Raw genomic sequence first — 19,426 nt, 5'->3', positions numbered from 1 at the left:
TCCCCCCGGAAGGCAGTTCGCATGGCCGACTCGATCACCCTCAAGCTCCCGCGTCCGGACGGCACGGCGGAGCAGCACACGATGGGCCCCGCCCGCGAGTTCCCCGCGCCGGCCGCCCCGTTCGCCCAGCGTGACGTCTTCGCGGCGCCGCACGTCGTCGCCGCTGCGCTCGGCGAGTACACGCCGGGGGTCGAGCCCCCGGTCGACTGGGACGCCACGATCGCGTTCCGCCGCCACCTGTGGCGCTACGGCATCGGCGTGGCCGAGGCGATGGACACCTCCGAGCGCGGCCCGGGTGGCTTGACGTGGGCGCAGACCAAGGATCTGATCCGCCGCTCCAGCGAGGCCGCCACCGAGGCCGGCGGTGAGATCGTCTGCGGCGCGGGCACCGATCAGCTCGACGTCACCTCGCCGACGCTGGACGACATCGCCGACGCCTACCTCGAACAGCTCGACTTCATCCAGGGCCTCGGCCGCGGCGCGGTCCTGCGGGCCAGCCACGTGCTCGCCCACGTTGCGACGGGTCCCCAGGACTACGCCTACGTCTATGACCGGGTGCTGGAACGCGTCGAGACCCCCGCGCTGGTCCACTGGATCGGCGAGGTGTTCGACCCGGCTCTGCGGGGCTACTGGGGGCACACAGACGTGGACGAGGCCCTCAAGGCGGTCGTCACGCTGGCCGAGCGCCACGCGGAGCGGCTGCGCGGGTTCAAGTTCTCCCTGCTGGACGTGGAACGCGAGGAGCGCCTGCGCCGCGAGCTGCCCGACGGGGTCGTCGTCTTCACCGGCGACGACCACGACTACCCGAAGCTGATCCGCGGCGACGGCGAGCACCACAGCCACGGTCTGCTCGGGGTCCTCGACCCGCTGGCGCCGATCGCGTCCGTCGCCTTCCAGAAGCTGGACGCGGGCGATTCCGACGGTTTCACCGCCGACATGGAGGCCACGCTCACCCTCGCGCGCCGGCTGTTCGAGCACCCGGCCGGGGAGTACAAGACCGGGGTCGTGTTCCTCGCCTACCTCTCCGGGCACCAGGACCACTTCCGGATGGTCACCGGCCGGGAGGGCATGCGGTCGGTGAACCACCTCACCGACGTCTTCCGGCAGGCCGACGCCCTGGGTCTGCTGCCCGATCCGGCGCTGGCCGCCGAGCGCATGCGAGCGGTGCTGACCGTCGCCGGGTGGGACGCGGCGAGCTGAACGCGGCGCACCGAGACCGACCACGAACCCGAATCGGATAGCCGCGAAGGAGCGACTTTGTCCACAGAATCAGCGATCACGTACGACCTCGTCGTCGTGGGCGGCGGCGGCGCGGGCCTGGCCGCCGCCACCCAGGCGGCCGAAATGGGCGCGAGTGTCGCGCTCCTGGAGAAGAACGCCGAGCTGGGCGGGACCACGAGCCGGTCGATCGGCTCGTTCTCCGCCAACGGCACCCGGCTGCAGCGCAAAGCCGGCGTGGCCGACGCGCCAAGCGAGCACTTCGAGGACATGGCGAAGTTCGCCGGTCCGCTTGTGGAGCGCGACAACCTCGCGTTGCGGCGGGTGTATGTCGACAACTCCGCGGACACCCTGCACTGGGTCCAGGACCACGGCGTCGCGCTCTTCGGCCCCATGCCCGAACCGCCGCACCGCAGCCCGCGCATGCACAACGTCCTGCCGAACTCCTCGGCCTACATCTACTGGTTCGAGCGAGCCGCGCGGAAAGCGGGCGTGCGCATCCTCACGAACACGGCGGCGCGCCACCTCGTCGTGGAGGAAGGCCGTGTCGTCGGGGTCGAGACCGAGACCACGAGCGGTGCCCGGCGCGTCATCCGGGCCCGGCGCGGAGTCGTGCTGGCCGCGGGCGACTTCAGCTCGAGCGTGGAGATCAAGACCAGTCAGTTCGCCACGGCCCGGGCGGCGCGGGTCGAGGGCATCAATCCGACCAGCACCGGTGACGGGCTGCGGCTCGGGATGGAGGTCGGCGGCCGCATCCTCAACGGCGACCTCGCGGTCGGCCCCGAGATGCGGTTCGTGGCTCCGCCGCGCAAGCTGCTGCTGCAGAAGCTGCCGCCGTGGCGGATCCTGACCACGATCATGCTGCTGGCGCTGCGGTGGCTGCCGGACGCGATCCAGCGGCCGTTCATCATGTCGTTCGCCACCTCCTACCTCGCGCCGTCGCCGAACGTCTTCAAGCAGGGCGCGATCCTGGTCAACGCCGACGGCGAGCGGTTCACCGACGAAAGCGCGAGCCCGGAGCTGGAGCTGCCGGACCAGCCCGGCGGCGAGGGCTACCTGGTGATGGACGAGGCCACGGCCACCCAGTTCAAGAAGTGGCCCAACTTCATCTCGACCGCGCCCGGTGTCGCGTATGCCTACATCGACGACTACCGCCGCAACCGGCGCGACATCTTCCACAGCGCTCGGACGGTGGCGGACCTGGCGGCCAAGATCGGCGCCGATCCGCGCAAGCTCGCCCTCTCGCTCGGGCAGTCCGCCGGCGGCGAGCAGAACTTCGTGGCGCTCGGGCCGCTCAAGAGCTGGATCGTGCTCACCGAGGGCGGGTTGGCGATCGACACGGACATGCGCGTCCTCGACCAGCAGGACGACCCGGTCCCGGGGTTGTTCGCGGCCGGGTCCAACGGACAGGGCGGGCTGCTGCTGGAAGGCCACGGCAACCACGTCGGCTGGGCGTTCATCTCCGGCCGCATCGCGGCCAAACGCGCCCTGTGGTCGGCGACGAAAGACGAGGAGTGACCCCGTGAGCACCTCCACCGAGCCCCGCCGCGGCACCCCGAAGCTCGCCGACCAGCTCGACGGCCACCGGATCCTGGTCACCGGCGCCGCCGGGGACATCGGGTCCGTCGTCGCGCGCACGGCCGCGGCCCGCGGCGCCGAAGTGCTGCTGATGGATCTCGACTCGCCCGCGCTGTCCGGGCTGTCCGCCGAGCTCGGCTCGGCCGCAGCCGCCGCCAACCTGCTGGACACCCCGGCGACGTGCGCGGCGATCGAGACCCTCGCGGACGGCAAGCCCATCACCGGGCTGGTCAACGTCGCCGGGGCCCACAACCGCGAAGCCGCGCTGGAGTTGTCCGCCGACGACTGGGACCGGGTCCTGGCCGTCAACGCGCGAAGCACCTTCGTGGTCACGCAGGCCGTGGCGCGGACGATGGCCGCCACCGGTGGCGGCGCGGTCGTGAACTTCGCCTCGATCGCGGCGTGGCAGCCGCGGGTCAACCTCGCCCACTACTCCGCGGCCAAGGCGGCGATCGTCGGTCTCACGTACTCGCTGGCGCTCGAGCTGGCCGAGCACGGGATCAGGGTCAACGCCGTGGCCCCGGGCGTGATCTCGACCCGGTTGACGGCCCCGACGCTGGAGGAGCCGGTGTCCCGGGCGGAGCGGCTCGGCAAGATCCCGCTCGGCCGGTTCGGCCGGCCCGAGGATGTGGCCGAAGCCGTGTGTTACCTGCTGTCCGACAGCGCGTCCTTCGTCAGCGGCCACGTGCTGACGGTGGACGGCGCCCAGTCGGTGGTCTGATTCCACCCGGCTGACGCGCGCACCGGAAAGGCCGGCCGGACGGGAAACCCCCGTCCGGCCGGCCTTTCCCCGTGCCCGGTCGCGCTGTCGCGGCGCGGCGACGATGACATGCTGAGCGGGGACAGGCCCGGACCGGGCAAGCCCCGGCTCGGTTCCCGGTGCCGGACACCCGGGGCGACCTGCGAGCGGAGTACGAAGGACCATGGCCGTCGACGACGTCACCCTGCACCAGATCCGCGTGTTCCGCGAGGTGGCCAGGACACGCAGCTACACCAGCGCCGCTCGTCACATGAACCTGTCGCAGTCGACGCTGAGCCGTTCGGTTTCGCAGCTCGAGCGCACGCTGGGGGTGACGCTGCTGCAGCGGGACACGCGCAACGTCGTCGTCACCGCGGAAGGGGAGGAGTTCCTCAAGGTCGCCGACCAGCTCATCGACACGCTGTCGGTGGGGCTCGAGCGCTTCGACCGCTACGCCAAAGCGCAGCTGGGCACGCTGGCGCTCGCCACCCTCGCGTCGTTCGCGGCGGCGGTCCTGCCGAGGCTGCTGAGCGCGTTCTTCAGCGGCAACGAGGCACTCGACTTCCACCTCGTCGACGGCGGGAACGACGACGTGCTGCGTCACCTGGAACAAGGCACGGTCGAGGTGGCGATCACCGCCGACGTCGAGGTGCCGCAGGGACTCTGGGTCACGCCGGTGCTGGAAGAGAAGTTCTACGGCGTCGCCCCGGACGACCACCCCTGGGCCGACCGGGACGCGGTCACCTGGAGCGATTTCGACGCCGAGCGGTACGTGGCCGCGCGGCAAGGCACCAGCATCCGGGCCATCACCGATCAGGCGCTCGCCGACGCGGGAGCGGAAGTCCGCCTGCGGTTCGAGGTCGCCAACATCGCCACGCTCGGCGGACTGGTTCGCGCCGGGTTCGGCGTGTCCGCCCTGCCGGCGCTGGAGTTCATGGGTTACCGGCTCGACGATCTGACACGGGTGCCGATCGTCGGGCCGGGCCCACATCGGGTGCTGGCCGTTATCTCCCGGCCCTACACCGAGCTGTCACCGACCGCCCGCCGTTTCCGGAAGGTCGCTGCTCAGGAACTGCGGAGAATGAGCCTGCCCACCGGGATCAGCGTGCTCGCCGCCGAGCCGTGAGCCTTGCGCCACGTTCAGCCGGCGCATCGTCAGCAGCGTGGCGATGCCGATCAGGCTGACCCCGAGCACGAAGAAGTACGGCGAGCGCAGGTTGCCCGTGGAGCTGACCAGCCAGGTGCAGATGTAGGGCGCCGTTCCGCCCGCGATGACCACCGACACGTTGGTCACGAGAGCGGTGCCGGTGTAGCGGACCTCCGGCCCGAACAGCTGGGGCGTGAGGGTGTAGTTGCCCGCCTGCGCCGTCGCCATGTTGACCGCGACGACGAAGTAGCCGACGCCCGCGAGGAAGAGGTTGTTGAAGTCCATGATCACCAGCGCCGGGTACGTCACGATCGCGTAGGTGGCCAGGCCGATGATCGTCACGTTCACCGAGCCGATCCGGTCGACCAGCCGGCCCGCCAGCGGTGTCATCAGCACGCCGAAGAGGGTGCCGCCCGCGGTGATCCAGTAGACGGGTGTCTTCGCGTAGTGCAGGCTGGTGATGAGGTAGATCGACAGGAAGGTCGCGCCGACGTACGCGGTGCCCTGGACGCCGATGCCGAGCAGGATGCCCTTGATGAGCGGGCCGGGGTACGACCGGAACGCGGAGACCAGGGGGAACCCGTGCCGGGGGCTCTTGTCGTCGTCGATGCGGGGCAGGAACCGCCGGGCGAGGAAGCAGACGATGGTCAGGGGAAGCCCGGCCCAGAACGGGATGCGCCAGGCCCACTCGTTCATCGCGCTGGTCGTCACCAGACCCGACACCAGGCCGACTGCGGCGGAGGCGATGGCGAACCCGCCGTTGGTGCCGACGGGCACGAACGACGCGTACCAGCCCTTTTTGCCCGGCGGTGCCGCTTCGGTGATGACCGTGGCCGCGCCGCCGACCTCACCGCCGGCGAAGAAGCCCTGCGCGATCCGGACGATCAGCAGGAGGATCGGCGCCAGCACACCGACGCTGGCGTAGGTCGGGAGGAACCCGATGGCCGTGTTGGCCAGGCCGATGCCGACCACGGTGACCAGCAGCGCCGGCCGCCGCCCGAACTTGTCGCCGAAGGCGCCGAAGAAGATCCCGCCGATGGGGCGGATGACGTAGGACAGCGCGAACACGGCCAAAGTGGACAGCAGCGCCGCCGTCGGGTCGTTCCCGGGGAAGAACAGCGGCGCGATGATGGCCGCGACATACCCGTAGAGGGCCCAGTCGTAGTATTCGATCAGCGTGCCGAGGCTGCCCGCCAGCACGATCTTCCGGATGCTTCTCGCGTCTCCCTGCGACGCTGCAGGACTGTGAGCGCTCATCTTCCTACTTTCTCTGGTTCGACGGTGACGGCTACGGACAACTCAGGACCACTGGGGCCCGTTTCCCCCGCGCTCTCGATCCGATTCGGATCCGATCACCCCCGCGTTCTTCAGCGCCGCGATGCGCTCCTCGGCCAGGCCGGCCGCCGTGAAGACTTCTTCGTTGTGCTCGCCGATCTTCGGCGGGACCGCGCGCAACCGGGCCGGGGTGTCGGAAAGGGTGATCGGCATGCCGATCCACTTGACCCGGCCCACGCCGTCGACGTCGCCTTCGATCACCAGCTCGTTGTGCACGACCTGAGGATCGGTGAACAGGTCGTCGTAGTCGTTCACCGGGGCGACGAGGACGTCCTCGGCTTCGAAGCGCGCCATGATCTCTTCGCGCGGGAACTTGGCGACGGCTTCGGCGAGCAGCTGCCAGGTCTCGCGAGTGTGTTCGAGCAGTCCTTCGACGGTCTGGAAGCGCGGGTCGTTGACGTCCTTTTCGGACAGTCCACACGCGCGGGCGGCGCGCTGCCACGGGTGATCGACGAAGTACTCGCCGATCAGGGTGAACCACAGGCCGTCCGCCGCCTCGTAGTAACCGTAGAGCGCGGTGTTGCCCGGGTGCGCCACACCGGCGGTGGGCCTCGGGAAACGCCGTCCGGTGTTCAGGTAGGTCGCGGCTTCCTGCAGGTGGCTGGTGATCGCGGCGTTGAGCAGGTTGGAGTCGACGACCTGGCCGCGGCCGGTGCGTTCCCGCGCGGCGAGGGCGATCATCATCCCCTGGGCGAACTGCATGGACGCGAGGTAGTCGATCATGAACGTGCCGGTCGGCACCGGGCCCGTGTCCTGGGTGCCGGTGAGCGCCATCAACCCGCTGACCGCTTGCGCGGCCAGGTCCTGGCCGCGGCGGTGCGCATAGGGACCCGACAGGCCGTAGCCCGTCGCGTAGGCGACGATGATCCGCGGGTTGACCGCGGACAGCTGCTCCCAGCCCAGGCCCAGGCGGTCCATGACCCCCGGGCGGAAGTTGCTGGCGACGATGTCGGCGTCCCGTGCGAGGCCGAGGATCAGCTCGCGCCCGGCATCGCTCTTCACGTCGACGGTGATGCTCTTCTTGTTGCGGTTGGTGGCGGACCAGTGCGGGCTGAACCCGGCGGCCAGCAGCGGCCGCTGGTTGCGGCCGATCTCGCCCACGTCGATGCGCTCGATCTTGATGACCTCGGCCCCGAAGTCCGCGAGGACCTGGGTGGCCGAAGGGCCCTGTTCGAGCTGAGTGAAGTCGAGGATCCGGATTCCCTCGAAGGCGTCTGTCACGGTTCCCCTTCGGTTTCGGTGCGGGCGGGTGTGCGGGCGGTGCGGATCAGGTCATCAAGTCGCCGCCGCACACCTTCAGGCACTCGCCGGTGATGTAGGAGGCGTCCGGTGAGGCCAGGAAGGTGATCGCGGCCGCGACTTCCTCGGGACGGCCGAGCCGGCCCAGGGGGTTGTCCTTGATCCGGCGTTCGAGCGCGAGGCCGGCGTCCTGCCCGGTCAGCCGGCCGATCTCGGCGTCGGCATGGTCCGACATGCCGGTGGCGATGCGGCCGGGGGCGACGGCGTTGACGCGGATGCCCCGCGGCGCGAGCTCGGCGGCGAACGACTTGGTCAGGCTCGCGACGGCGGCCTTGGACGCCGCGTAGTGCGCCGACAGCGCGTTGGGCAGGAACCCCTGGATCGACGCCAGGGCGACGATGGCGCCGCCGTCGCCCAGGCACCGCGCGGCGAGCTGGAGGGTCAGCAGCGTCCCGCGCCCGTTGACCTCCAGTACACGGTCCCAGTCCTGCGGGTCCAGCTGCGAAGCCGGGCCGAACAGCTGGATGCCGGCGTTGGCGACCACGACGTCGAGGTGTCCCGCGCGGTCGGTCGCGGTGGCCATCGCCTCCGCGGACGTCACGTCCAGGGGGAACGCCTCGGCTCGGCCGCCGTCCGCGCGGATGCCCTGCGCGGCCGCCGAGGCCAGGTCCGCGTCGATGTCGGCGATGAGCACGTCGGCGCCGAAGCTCGCGAAGCGACGGGCGGTGGCCAGCCCGATGCCACGGCCGGCGCCCGTGACGAGCACCCGGCGGCCGGCGAAAAGAGTCCCGTTCATTCGGCCGGCCCCCAGTGCGCGACACCGGTTTCACGGTGCCGCCGGTTCTCGATCCCGACGACCCCGGTTTCCTGAAGCCGGGCGACTTCGGTGGAGGTGAAGCCGAGGCCGGAAAGGACTTGCTCGTTGTCCTGCCCGACGGTCGGCGGGGCGTTTCGCACCCGAGCGGGGGTGGCGCTGAGCTTCACGGGCGGCCCGACCAGCTTCACGGTGCCGGCGTGCGGGTGCTCGGCGGTGACGACCAGCTCGTTGTGGAGGACTTGCGGGTCTTCGAACAGGTGCGGGTAGTCGTTGACCGGGGCGGCGAGGAGGTCCTGCTCCTCCAGCGCTTTCAGGGCCTGGTCGAGCGACAGGCCGTCGAAGGCGTGCTGGAGCAGCGCGCGGGTTTCCTCGACGTGCTCGGCCAGCCCGCGCGTTGTGGCGAAGCGGGGGTCGTCGCGGTGTTCGGTGAGTCCGAGCGCGTCGCAGACCCGTTGCCACGGCTGGTCCACGAAGTACTCGCCCACGAGCACGAGCCACCGGTCGTCGGCGGTGCGGTATCGCGCGTACAGGGCGGTCGAGTGGCTGTGTGCAATGCCTTCTGCCGGGCGTGGGTACTCCCGCCCGGTGTTCAGGTAGGTCGTGGCCTCCTGCAGGTGCAGCGCCACCGCGGAGTTGAGCAGGCACGAGTCCACGACCTGCCCCTCCCCCGTGCGCTCCCGTGCGGCCAGCGCGAGCATGATGCCCTGGGCGAAGTGCATCGCGGCGACGTAGTCGATGGCGTACGTGCCGGCCGCGGTGGGTGAGTCTGCGGATCCGGTCAGGGCCAGGACCCCGCCCATGGCCTGCGCGGCCAGGTCCTGCCCGCGACGCTCGGCGTAGGGGCCGGAGCGCCCGTAACCCGAGGCGTACGCGCAGATGATCCGCGGGTTGATCGCGCGGAGGTCGTCGTAGCCGAGGCCGAGCCGCTCCATGACCCCGGGCCGGAAGTTGCTGGCGACCACGTCCGCCGTTTTTACCAGGCGTTCGAGGACGTCACGCGCTCCCGGGGCCTTGAGGTCGAGGCTGAGGCTGAGCTTGTTGCGGTTGTTGGCGGCCCAGTGCGGGCTCATGCCGTTGACCCGCGGGCTGTGGTCGCGGCCGATCTCGCCGATGTCGTGGCGTTCGATCTTGATGACCTCGGCGCCGAAGTCCGCGAGCACCTGCGTGCCCGACGGTCCCTGCTCCAGCTGGGTGAAATCGAGAACGCGCACGCCCTCGTACACCTCACGCAGTCCTGCGCCGCCGCTCATCGCGCGGGTTCCACGGCCTGGTGCTCCGTCGAAAGCAGCGCATCCTCCGGTTCGGCGTGCAGGAGGATCGCCTTGCGCCCACTTTGGACGACCTGGCCGTGCTGGTTGACCAGCTCCACGGCGAAGGTGACCACGCCCTGGTCGGGGCGCTTGGTCCGGCGGCGCAGCTCGTCCACCACGAAGCGGACGTGGATGGTGTCCCCGAACCGGATCGGGGCCTTGAACGACCAGTCCGAGATTCCCAGGAACGCGATGGCGGTCCCGAACAGCAGGCCACCGCCCAGCATCAGCCCGTGCGCCATGGACAGGCCCAGCAAACCGTGGGCGATCCGTTCGCCGAACTCGGTCTTCTCGGCGTAGGCCCGGCTCACGTGGACTTCGGAGTAGTCGCCGGTCGTGCCGGCGAAGGTGACGACGTCGCCTTCGGTGATGGTCCGGGTCGCCGATTCGAACTCCTGGCCGACGTACAGCTGACTCCAGGTGAGACCACGTGCTGCCACGGTGTTTCCTTTCCTCGCGCCCTGGGGGTTGCCGTGACGCTAAGGCGAGGTGACGGCGGGCATCAATTCATCTGCCGCCTTCATCTGTTGAGTCTTGTGCGGCCACTGTTGCCAACGTCGCAAGAATTCCCTCGAACCAGTGCGTTGCATGCCTGGATGGCACCGGTCAGAGTCGAGTCACCCGAAGCACTTCTGGAGAAGGACGGCGATGGCGACTCTTCGTTCCCGGACCACCACCCACGGCCGCAACGCGGCGGGCGCGCGCTCGCTCTGGCGCGCGACCGGGATGACCGACAGCGACTTCGGCAAGCCGATCGTCGCGATCGCCAACTCCTACACCCAGTTCGTGCCCGGCCACGTGCACCTCAAGGACCTCGGCGAGATCGTCGCCGAGGCCGTGAAAGAGGCCGGCGGCATCGCGCGCGAGTTCCACACCATCGCCGTCGACGACGGCATCGCGATGGGCCACTCGGGCATGCTCTACTCGCTGCCCTCACGCGAGATCATCGCGGACTCCGTGGAATACATGGTCAACGCGCACCAGGCCGACGCCCTCGTCTGCATCTCCAACTGCGACAAGATCACACCTGGCATGCTCAACGCCGCCATGCGCCTCAACATCCCCACCGTGTTCGTCTCCGGCGGACCGATGGAAGCCGGCAAGGCCGTGGTCGTCGGCGGCGTCGCCCAGGCCCCGACCGACCTCCTGACGGCAATCGCCGCGTCGGCCTCGAAGGACGTGGACGACAACGCGCTCACCGCCGTCGAAGAGGTCGCGTGCCCGACGTGTGGTTCGTGCTCGGGCATGTTCACCGCGAACTCCATGAACTGCCTCACCGAAGCTTTGGGACTGTCACTGCCCGGCAACGGTTCCACGCTGGCCACCCATCGTGCCCGTCGAGAGCTTTTCCAGGAGGCCGGCCGGACGGTGATGTCGCTGTGCAAGCGCTGGTACGGCGAGGACGATGCCTCCGCGCTGCCCCGCTCGATCGCCACCCGCGAGGCCTTCGAGAACGCGATGGCGCTGGACATGGCCATGGGCGGCTCGACCAACACCGTGCTGCACATCCTCGCCGCCGCCCAGGAAGGCGAGGTCGACTTCACCATCAGCGACATCGACGCCATCGGCCGCCGCGTGCCCTGCCTGTCGAAGGTCGCGCCGAACTCCGACTACCACATGGAAGACGTCCACCGCGCCGGCGGCATCCCCGCCATCCTCGGCGAGCTCTGGCGGGCCGGGCTGCTCCGCGAGAGCGTGCACACGGTCCACGCCGCGTCGCTGTCGGACTGGCTGTCCACTTGGGACATTCGCGCCACCTCGCCGTCGGCCGCGGCCGTCGAGCTCTACCACGCGGCGCCGGGCGGTGTCCGCACCACACAAGCGTTCTCCACGGACAACCGCTGGTCCTCACTCGACACCGACGCCACCGGCGGCTGCATCCGCGACCTCGAGCACGCGTACACGAAGGACGGCGGCCTCGCGGTGCTGCACGGCAACCTCGCCGAGAACGGCGCCATCATCAAAACCGCCGGCGTCCCCGAAGGCGTTTTTCATTTCGAAGGCCCCGCACTGGTCGTCGAAAGCCAGGAGGAGGCGGTGTCGGTCATCCTCACCAAGACGATCAAACCCGGCGACGTGCTGGTCGTCCGGTACGAGGGCCCTGCCGGCGGCCCCGGGATGCAGGAAATGCTCCACCCCACGGCGTTCCTCAAAGGCACCGGCCTCGGCGCCCGGTGCGCGCTGGTCACCGACGGCCGCTTCTCCGGCGCCTCCAGCGGAATCTCCGTGGGACACGTCGCGCCCGAAGCCGCCGCGGCCGGCACCATCGGCCTCGTCGAAAACGGCGACCGGATCATCATCGACGTCCGCGAGCGCCGCCTCGAACTCGACGTCCCCGCCGAAGTCCTGGCCGAACGCCGCGCCAAGATGGACGCATCGGAGCGACCGTGGACTCCGCAGGATCGCGACCGTCCGGTCTCGAACGCCCTGCGCGCCTACGCCGCAATGGCAACCTCCGCCGACACCGGCGCGGTGCGCCGCATCCCCAGCCCCGCGCGGTCGCGCTCCGCCGAGGCGCACTCCCCGGCACGGCAACCCTGATCACCGACGGCCGCGCCGCAGGACCGTTACTCCGCGGCCGCCGGTACCTCGGTGGACGAGCGGCGGCGTCTGGACCGCGACCGGCTCGCCCAGTAGACCCACCCGAAGATCATCAAGAAATCGACGAGTCCGATCACGAGGCCGACGATGAAGTCGACCTCATCGGGTCGATGCAGGTCCACCGCCGCTGCGGGGTCGGCGACTACGTCGACAACCGAGCCTGGCTTGTCGCCGTTCACGGCCACGATGCCGTGCTGCCCGTCGGGCGTGACGACGGCCAGGGCGTTGCGCGTGTACCTGCTCGGTGGTGTGAACTGTTCGGCGGTCCAGTGGTCGGTGTAGCCGGTTGCGGTCGCCCGCACGTGCACGCCGCGCGTCTCCAAGATCAGCCCGTCGACGGCGGCGAGTCCGGCCATGAAGATCATCACGATGTGTATTCCGGCGACGAAGATGCTCAGCAGGATGAACACCCCGTCACGGGCGAGGATCGCCGGGATCACGAGGATCAAGGCGGCGCTGATCCAGATCAGCAGAGTGCCGCCGCCACGGTGGAACACGTCCAGCACGACACCGAGCCAGGTCACGGCGGCCAGCACCAGTGTGGCCAGCACCGTGCGCACCCAGATCATGGGCGAATGGTAACGGCGGGTGAACCGGGACGCCCGGCGTTTCGCCCGGTCGGGTTCGCGTGGATCTCGGGCGATTCGATCCGGTTGTCCCGTTCAGCGGGTTGGGGGCCTGCGGGAATATCGCCACCGTCGCCACGGTTCGAGCCGTCATGGGCGTTGCGGCGGGATGTGTCGGTCCGGGAGCGGGGCCGTGATGTCCGAGCGCCACGCGCCTTTCAGGGTGGGGCTGGTCGTCCCGTTGCAGGGGCCGGCGGGGATCTACGGGGCGTCCTGCGTGCTGTGTGCCCGGCTGGCGGTCGAGGAGATCAACAGTGCGGGCGGGGTCCTCGCCCGTCCGGTGCAGCTGCGGATCGTCGACGGCGGGGCGGGGGTGGATCGGGTTGCGTCCGAAGTGGATCGGCTGATCACCGCCGGACAGATGGACGCCGTGGTGGGTTGGCATCTCTCCGCGGTGCGCCAGCGGCTGGCTCCCCGGATACGCGGGCGGGTTCCGTATGTCTACACCGCACTCTATGAAGGCGGTGAGTCGACGCCTGGGGTGTTCGCGATCGGTGAGACCCCCGAAATCCAGCTGCTTCCCGCCCTGACCTGGATGGCCGACGAGATCGGCGTGCGGCGATGGTTCGTGATCGGCAACGACTACGCCTGGCCGCACCGCTCCACGGCACTCACCCGGCAGTTCCTCCAGGACCAGGACAAAGTGCGGATCGACGGCGCCGCGTTCGTGGACCTCGGTACGTCGGCCTTCGACGCCGTCCTGCGGCAGATCGAGCGCAGTGCCTGCGACGGGGTGCTGATGTTCCTGGTCGGGCACGACGCGGTCGAGTTCAATCGGCAGTTCGCCCGACGCGGCCTGCACGACCAATGCGCCCGGTTCTCCACACTCATGGACGAGAACATGCTTCAGGCGATAGGTGCCTCGTCGGCGCAGGACATTTTTGTCGCCTCAGGTTACTTCGAAACGTTGCCCACGGCCGAGAGCCTCCAGTTCGGAGCCCGGTACGTCCGCCGGTTCGGTCCCGAGGCCCCGGTGCTCAACGCGCCCGGCGAATCCTGCTACGAAGGACTGTGGATGCTGGCCGAGCTGGTGAACCGGACCGGCTCCGGCGACGTCGACCAGTTGCACGCGACCGCCGAGCATTCCCGCTATCGCGGCCCCCGCGGGAACATCCTGGTCGATCCTCAACGGACCGAGCAGACGGTGTATCTGGCGACCGCGGACCACACGGGCTTCGACATCCTGGCCAGCATCTGACGATCCGCGCCCGACATCCGTGGCCTCAGCGTGGGTCGATCGGCGTGCAGGTACCGGCCCGGGCCTCGATCACGGCCGCGGCATCCAGAATGCCCTCTTCGTCGAAGCGTCTTCCCAGGAGCTGGACGCCGGTGGGCAGGCCCTCGACGACGCCGGTCGGCACCGAAACCGCGGGGAATCCGAGGAGGGGGATCGCCACCATCGAGGACTGTGCGGCCATCACGCGTCGCATGCTGTCGACGCTCGCGATGTCGGTGTCGTGCTCGAACGCCTGCTCGGCCGAGACGGGGAGGAGAACCGTCGGATACCGCTCGAGGAACTCGGCGAGCGCGCGGACGAGCGTGCCCCGCCTCGCGTAGCCGTTCATGTAGTCGGTGAGGCTGGGCTGCTGTCCCCACCAGGCAGCGGCGCCGGCGTACAAGCCGGCGGCGGCCTTCTTCATTCCCTCGTCACCGACCTCCTCGACCAGGGGCATGATCTGGCGGAACTCTTCCATGCACAGCAGGTACCAGAGCCGGTAGGCCTCGGCCAGAACGGGCAGCTCGGTCTCCTCGACGACGTAGCCCGCGTCACGAAGCCAGTCGGCGGCCCTGTCGAGCGCGCTGTTGACAGCCGCCGTCGGAGTCGCGACGCCGTGATCACGGATCAGCGCGACGCGCAACGGATTCGCCGCCGGCGGCGCCACCGGGGCACCCGGGACGTGGAAGGGATCACGGGGGTCCGCGCCGGCAAGGCCACGCAGTGCCAGGCGGACGTCGTCGACCGTCCGCGCCAGTGGCCCCTGCACCAGCATCGACTGCATCGAGAGAGCGGCATCCGCGTCAGGGGGACCGTAGAGACCGGCCACCTTCCCCACCGTGGGGCGCAATCCGACCACGCCGCACACGTACGCCGGATACCGGATGGAACCACCGACGTCGTTGCCGTGGGCGACGGGAACCATGCCGGACGCGACCGCGGAACCCGCGCCGCCACTCGATCCGCCGGGCGTGTGTGCGCTGCTCCACGGGTTCAGGGTGCGTCCGTGCAGATCGTTGTCCGTGAACCAGCGAAAGGAGAAGGCCGGGGTGTTGCTGCGTCCGACGAAGATCGCCCCGGCGCGTCGGAGGTTGGCCACGTGCGGGCTGTCGACGGTCGCGAGGTTGTCCCGGAATGCCACGACCCCGTCGGTGGTGGCGTGCCCGGCCTGGTCGGAGTTGACCTTGATGGCCACGGGGACGCCGTGGAGGGGGCCGAGCTCGTCTCCGGCGACGGTGCGACGGTCGGCCTCGTCCGCGGCATCGAGTGCCTCGGCGTGGCTCACCTCGACCAGCGCGTTCAGCTCGGGATTGACCGCGTCGATCCGGTCGAGGCAGCTCTGCACCGCCTCGCGGGCCGAGATCTGTCGCGTGGCAATCCCGTGGGCAATCCGGCCGGCGGACCAGCGCCAGAGATCGGCGGTGTCGCCGTCCGCAGTTGCCGGGGTCGTCGCGGTCATCGGAGTCCTCCGTCTGCCGGTCCGGGCTTTGCGGGGATCGCTTCCCGGAACTCTGATCGGCGACGCTAGGGCGGTCGTGGCGGGGCCGGTATCGGTCAGCTGACCGAACTTCGCGCCTGCTGCCGGCCCCGCGCTCTCGGCGGCCCGGTCCGGCGACTCGAACACCGTCTCGACCGCCGTAGCCCGTGTAGCCTGCCCCGACAACGGAGGACGTTCGCGATGAAGCGGAGGAGGTTCGCGATGAGCGAGCACTATCCGGAGACGGACACGTCCCCCGCCAGGCTTCTGGACGATTTCCTCGATCAACTGCGCATGCAGGTCCCCTACACCGGCGCGATGATCACCGTTTATGACGTGATCAAGCATCGACACGCCGCAGTCGTGAATCGCGGATACGCTCCCGAACTGGTGTCCTACGTCGTGAGCGATTTCCTCGCCCCCAGCCCGACCTTCCAGATCGTGACCGCCAATCCCGGGGAGATCTTCCACTGGGACACCCTGGCCGGGTTCCGGCACAGCGAAATCGCCGCGGAGTTCCTCGTACCGGCCGGATTCCGGCAAGGAGCCTCGATGGTCCTCGACGGCGGGCCCGGGAGGATTCTCGGTTCGTTCCATCTCAGCCTCGACGAATCAGTGGTGACACCCGCGAACCTCGCGGCACTGGGAATGGCCCGTCGTACGCTCGTCCCGCTCACCGCAGCCCATCGGATGCGGCTCGCCACTTCCCTCTCCCCGCGCGAACTCGACGTTCTCGCCCTCATCTGCGCCGGAATGAACAACAACGAGATCGCCGCCGAATTGTGGGTGAGCCGCCGGACCATCGCCACCCACGTCGAACGCATTCTCCGCAAGCTCGGCGCCACCAACCGCGTGCAGGCCTCCGTACGTGCGGTCCGGCTGGGTCTGGTCGCCTCCGAACCGCAGCCCCGTACCGGCTGAAGCGCCGTAGGGCGACCGGGCGCGGCATGCAGCTCGGTGCCGATGAGTATCGTCTCAATGATTGAGAATCACCTTCAGGCTACGTGAGCCGCGGCCGCATCCTCGTCGTACAGCCGATGACGAGCGAGGTGCATCGATGATGGCGGCTTCCCCGGCCACGACGGTCGAACTGGTGGTGGCGGACAAGCGCGACGTGGCCGCCGGCGTCACCGAGCTGACGTTGCGGCACCCGCGCGATCGGCGACTACCCGACTGGGCACCGGGCGCGCACATCGATCTCGTGCTGCCGAACGGCATCACCCGCCAGTACTCCCTGTGCGGGGATCGCTGGGACGCCTGCAGCTATCGGGTCGGGGTGCTGCGTGAGCCGCGGAGCCGGGGCGGCTCGTCGTATGTGCACGATCGGTTGCGCACGGGTGACCGGGTAGCGGTCGGCGGGCCCCGGAACAACTTCCGGCTCGTTCCGGCCCCGCGATACCTGTTCGTCGCGGGCGGGATCGGCATCACGCCGTTGCTGCCGATGGTTCACCAGGCGGAGCTGCTCGGGGCGGACTGGCGGCTGCTCTACGGCGGCCGGTCGCGCACCACCATGGGGTTCGTGGACGAGCTCGTCCCGTACGGCGACAAGGTCACCGTGGTGCCACAGGACGAGCAAGGCTTGCTCGACTTGCCGGCGTGGCTGCCGGAAGCCGGTTCGCAGGCGAAGGTCTACTGCTGTGGCCCGGAACCGTTGCTGGCCGCCGTCGAGCGCTCGTGTGCGGGCTACCCGGCCGGACAGCTGCGCACCGAGCGTTTCGTCCCGAAGGAGCAGCCGGCCCCGGTGCGGGACGAACCGTTCGACGTCGAGCTGCGCAGGTCGGGCAAGACCGTGCAGGTGTCACCGGGACAGACGGTGTTGCAGGCCATCAACGACGTCGGAATCCAGCTGCTGTCGTCCTGCCGGCAAGGCACTTGCGGCACGTGCGCGACGACCGTGCTGGCCGGGCTGCCGGATCACCGCGACTCCCTGCTGGACGACGACGAGCGCGCGGCGGGCGACTGCATGTTCGTGTGCGTGTCCCGCTCGTGTTCCGACCGGCTTGTCCTGGACCTGTGATCGCTCACCCGGAGGAAACCATGACCACCACACTGACCCCCTCGGACCTGCCGACCTCGGCGGTGGATCCCTTCTCGCACGAGGTGCTGGAGGATCCGACCGGATTTCAGGCGGAACTGCGCGATGCCGGGCCGCTGGTCCACCTCAGCCGCTACGACGTGTTCGCAATGGGCCGGTACGAGCAGGTGCACGCGGCGCTGATCGACTGGCAGAGCTTCCAGTCCGGCGCGGGTGTCGGCCTGAGCAACTTCCGGTTCGAGAAGCCGTGGCGCCCGCCGAGCCTGCTGCTCGAGGCCGATCCACCCCGGCACGACGCACCCCGTGCGGTGCTGTCGAAGATCCTCGGGCCACTCGCGCTGCGCAAACTGCGCGAGCACTGGATGGCCGACGCCGACCGGCTCGTCGCGCAGGTGCTGGCCGAGACGGAGTTCGACGCGGCACGAGACCTCGCCGCGGCGTTCCCGCTTCGGGTGTTCCCGGACGCGGTGGGTATTCCCCAGGAGGGCAGGGAGAACCTCCTGCCCTACGGCGATCACCTGTTCAACGCCTTCGGGCCGCCCAACGATCTGGTCGAACAGGGCAACGGGCGGGTCGCCGAGCTGTCCGGCTGGGTCAACGCGCAGTGCGCGAGGGACGTGCTGGCCCCGACCGGGTTCGGTGCCGACATCTGGGCCGCCGCCGACCGCGGCGACATCACCTTCGAGCAGGCCCCGCTCGTCGTGCGCAGCCTGCTCTCCGCAGGGGTGGACACGACGGTGCACGGCCTGGCCGCCGTCCTCTACGCCTTCGCCACGCACCCCGATCAATGGCAGCGGCTGCGCCGGGAACCGACGCTGGCGCGGGTCGCGTTCGACGAGGCCGTGCGGTGGGAATCGCCGGTGCAAACCTTTTTCCGCACCGCCACCACCGACATCGAGATCGGCGGGAAGACGGTGCCGGACGGTCGCAAGATCTTGATGTTCCTCGGCGCGGCCAACCGCGATCCCCGCCGCTGGGAGAATCCGGACGCCTTCGACCTGTCGCGCGACCCGTCGGCGCACGTCGGATTCGGCATGGGACTGCACCAGTGCGTGGGCCAGCACATCGCGCGGCTGGAAGCCGAGGCTCTGCTCGTGGCGCTGGCGCGGCGGGTGGAGACCATCGAGTTGGCCGGCGCGACGAGACGCCACCACAACAACACGTTGCGCGCGTGGGAATCGCTGCCGGTCCGGGTACGGCCCGCACGGTGAGCTGAGCCGACGTGACCTGGCCGGGGCGACGAGGACGCCGCTCCGGCCAGGTGGTGCGTCAGCGCGTGACCTGGGGTTGCTTCGCAGCGGGTACGGCGGCGACGGCGTCGGCGAGCTCCTCGATGCGCGAGGCGAAGGGCGAGTGGGCCGAGTCGAGTTCCACGACGTGGTCGGCCTGCTGCGCCATGCCGCGCTGGGCTTCGGGCGGAATCGCGCCGTCCTGGTTGCACACCACGTAGGTGCTGGGGATGGTGTGCCAGCCGGACGCCAGTTGCGGCTGCTGGAACGACGCAGTGGTCTGCGCGCCGAGACGTGCCGACCACTGCGTGGCCAGCTCTTCGTCGACGTCACCGTAGAACGCGGTTCGCGCGTCGTTCACGGTGATCAGGCCCGCTTCGTCATCGACGTCCCACCACGGCGGAATTGCGCCACCGAGCACACCCGTGAGGGACTGGCCGGTGTCCAGCATGAAGGCACAGACGTACACCAATCGCGTGACGTGGGCCAGGCCCGCGGTGGCCTCGGACGTCGGGATGCCCGCGTAGGAGTGCGCCACCACCACCGTCGGCTCGGTCGATCCCCGCACCGCCGCGCACACCGCGCCGGCATCATCGCGCAGGTCGCCGGCTCCCTTGGTGCTGGGCAGTTCGACCGTCACCGGGTCGAACCCGCGGGCGCGCAGCGCGGGCAGGATCGGCTCCCACGCCCACGCGCCGTGCCATGCGCCAGGAACCAGTACCAACCGCTGTGCCATAACTCCTCCTTGAGTCTTGGACGGCGCGGAAGCACACGCGGGCCGCACGTCGCGGCGGCCGAGATCACCGTGTCCTCCCCCGGAATCGGGTTTCTCCGAGGATGCGGATTGCCTGCGTTCAGG

At 69.7% G+C, this 19,426-nt stretch carries 17 protein-coding genes; 9 read left to right on the top strand and 8 right to left on the bottom strand.

Annotation, left to right across the window (positions count from 1 at the left end; translation table 11 throughout):
- Positions 1-21 precede the first annotated feature (21 nt).
- The 4 genes from ACFY1H_RS41325 (at position 22) to ACFY1H_RS41310 (ending at position 4,661) form a co-directional block, all read left to right on the top strand.
- A complete protein-coding gene (locus ACFY1H_RS41325; protein WP_386955668.1) occupies positions 22-1,200 on the top strand; it encodes a DUF993 family protein in 1,179 nt (392 codons plus the stop codon).
- A 57-nt stretch (positions 1,201-1,257) separates the two neighbouring features.
- On the top strand, positions 1,258-2,736 hold the full coding sequence (locus tag ACFY1H_RS41320; RefSeq protein ID WP_386955667.1) for an FAD-dependent oxidoreductase: 1,479 nt from the start codon (positions 1,258-1,260) through the stop codon (positions 2,734-2,736).
- A 4-nt stretch (positions 2,737-2,740) separates the two neighbouring features.
- Positions 2,741-3,517: an SDR family NAD(P)-dependent oxidoreductase gene (locus ACFY1H_RS41315; protein WP_366581878.1), complete on the top strand. Its 777-nt coding sequence runs from the start codon at positions 2,741-2,743 to the stop codon at positions 3,515-3,517.
- A gap of 202 nt (positions 3,518-3,719) precedes the next feature.
- Positions 3,720-4,661: a LysR family transcriptional regulator gene (locus ACFY1H_RS41310; protein ID WP_366581877.1), complete on the top strand. Its 942-nt coding sequence runs from the start codon at positions 3,720-3,722 to the stop codon at positions 4,659-4,661.
- Here the strand turns inward: ACFY1H_RS41310 and ACFY1H_RS41305 are convergent.
- From ACFY1H_RS41305 to ACFY1H_RS41285, 5 genes are read right to left on the bottom strand one after another with little or no spacing between them, the layout of a single operon-like run.
- Entirely contained in the window at positions 4,566-5,939 is a 1,374-nt protein-coding gene (locus tag ACFY1H_RS41305; protein WP_366581876.1) for an MFS transporter, read from the bottom strand. The genes ACFY1H_RS41310 and ACFY1H_RS41305 overlap by 96 nt on opposite strands.
- Before the next feature lie 42 nt (positions 5,940-5,981).
- A complete protein-coding gene (locus tag ACFY1H_RS41300) occupies positions 5,982-7,238 on the bottom strand; it encodes a CaiB/BaiF CoA transferase family protein (protein WP_386955666.1) in 1,257 nt (418 codons plus the stop codon).
- Between the two features lie 46 nt (positions 7,239-7,284).
- Positions 7,285-8,052, bottom strand: coding sequence for an SDR family NAD(P)-dependent oxidoreductase (locus ACFY1H_RS41295; protein WP_386955665.1), 768 nt, complete (start codon positions 8,050-8,052; stop codon positions 7,285-7,287).
- Entirely contained in the window at positions 8,049-9,323 is a 1,275-nt protein-coding gene (locus ACFY1H_RS41290; RefSeq protein WP_386955664.1) for a CaiB/BaiF CoA transferase family protein, read from the bottom strand. The genes ACFY1H_RS41295 and ACFY1H_RS41290 overlap by 4 nt, the downstream gene beginning before the upstream one ends.
- Positions 9,320-9,823 carry a MaoC/PaaZ C-terminal domain-containing protein gene (locus ACFY1H_RS41285; protein ID WP_386955663.1) on the bottom strand — a complete coding sequence of 168 codons (504 nt, stop codon included), beginning with the start codon at positions 9,821-9,823 and terminating at the stop codon, positions 9,320-9,322. Before ACFY1H_RS41285 ends, ACFY1H_RS41290 begins: the two co-directional genes overlap by 4 nt.
- Before the next feature lie 208 nt (positions 9,824-10,031).
- Between ACFY1H_RS41285 and ilvD the strand changes: the two genes are divergently transcribed.
- A complete protein-coding gene (ilvD, locus tag ACFY1H_RS41280) occupies positions 10,032-11,924 on the top strand; it encodes a dihydroxy-acid dehydratase (RefSeq protein WP_386955662.1) in 1,893 nt (630 codons plus the stop codon).
- 26 nt (positions 11,925-11,950) lie between these two features.
- Here ilvD and ACFY1H_RS41275 read toward each other — a convergent pair whose 3' ends face one another.
- Entirely contained in the window at positions 11,951-12,553 is a 603-nt protein-coding gene (locus ACFY1H_RS41275) for a hypothetical protein (protein ID WP_386955661.1), read from the bottom strand.
- Positions 12,554-12,746: 193 nt separating this feature from the next.
- Here ACFY1H_RS41275 and ACFY1H_RS41270 point away from each other — a divergent pair, with 193 nt between their 5' ends.
- Positions 12,747-13,808 (top strand): substrate-binding domain-containing protein, encoded by a 1,062-nt coding sequence (locus ACFY1H_RS41270; RefSeq protein WP_386955660.1) that lies wholly within the window; start codon positions 12,747-12,749, stop codon positions 13,806-13,808.
- A gap of 25 nt (positions 13,809-13,833) precedes the next feature.
- On the opposite strand, the gene ACFY1H_RS41265 is transcribed toward ACFY1H_RS41270, so the two are convergent.
- Positions 13,834-15,285 carry an amidase family protein gene (locus tag ACFY1H_RS41265; protein WP_366581868.1) on the bottom strand — a complete coding sequence of 484 codons (1,452 nt, stop codon included), beginning with the start codon at positions 15,283-15,285 and terminating at the stop codon, positions 13,834-13,836.
- Between the two features lie 240 nt (positions 15,286-15,525).
- On the opposite strand from ACFY1H_RS41265, the gene ACFY1H_RS41260 reads away from it, so the two are divergent.
- The 3 genes from ACFY1H_RS41260 to ACFY1H_RS41250 all read left to right on the top strand — a co-directional run bounded on the left by ACFY1H_RS41260 (position 15,526) and on the right by ACFY1H_RS41250 (position 18,549).
- Positions 15,526-16,224: a response regulator transcription factor gene (locus ACFY1H_RS41260; protein ID WP_386955659.1), complete on the top strand. Its 699-nt coding sequence runs from the start codon at positions 15,526-15,528 to the stop codon at positions 16,222-16,224.
- Between the two features lie 136 nt (positions 16,225-16,360).
- Positions 16,361-17,320 (top strand): PDR/VanB family oxidoreductase, encoded by a 960-nt coding sequence (locus ACFY1H_RS41255; RefSeq protein WP_386955658.1) that lies wholly within the window; start codon positions 16,361-16,363, stop codon positions 17,318-17,320.
- A 20-nt stretch (positions 17,321-17,340) separates the two neighbouring features.
- On the top strand, positions 17,341-18,549 hold the full coding sequence (locus ACFY1H_RS41250) for a cytochrome P450 (protein WP_386955657.1): 1,209 nt from the start codon (positions 17,341-17,343) through the stop codon (positions 18,547-18,549).
- Between the two features lie 58 nt (positions 18,550-18,607).
- On the opposite strand, the gene ACFY1H_RS41245 is transcribed toward ACFY1H_RS41250, so the two are convergent.
- On the bottom strand, positions 18,608-19,303 hold the full coding sequence (locus ACFY1H_RS41245) for an alpha/beta hydrolase (protein WP_386955656.1): 696 nt from the start codon (positions 19,301-19,303) through the stop codon (positions 18,608-18,610).
- Positions 19,304-19,426: the final 123 nt, after the last annotated feature.

The organism is Amycolatopsis sp. NPDC001319 (assembly GCF_042896185.1).
GTDB lineage: Bacteria > Actinomycetota > Actinomycetes > Mycobacteriales > Pseudonocardiaceae > Amycolatopsis.
The sequence above is the reverse complement of the archived record's forward strand: the minus strand, read 5'-3'. Positions and strand labels throughout refer to the sequence as shown.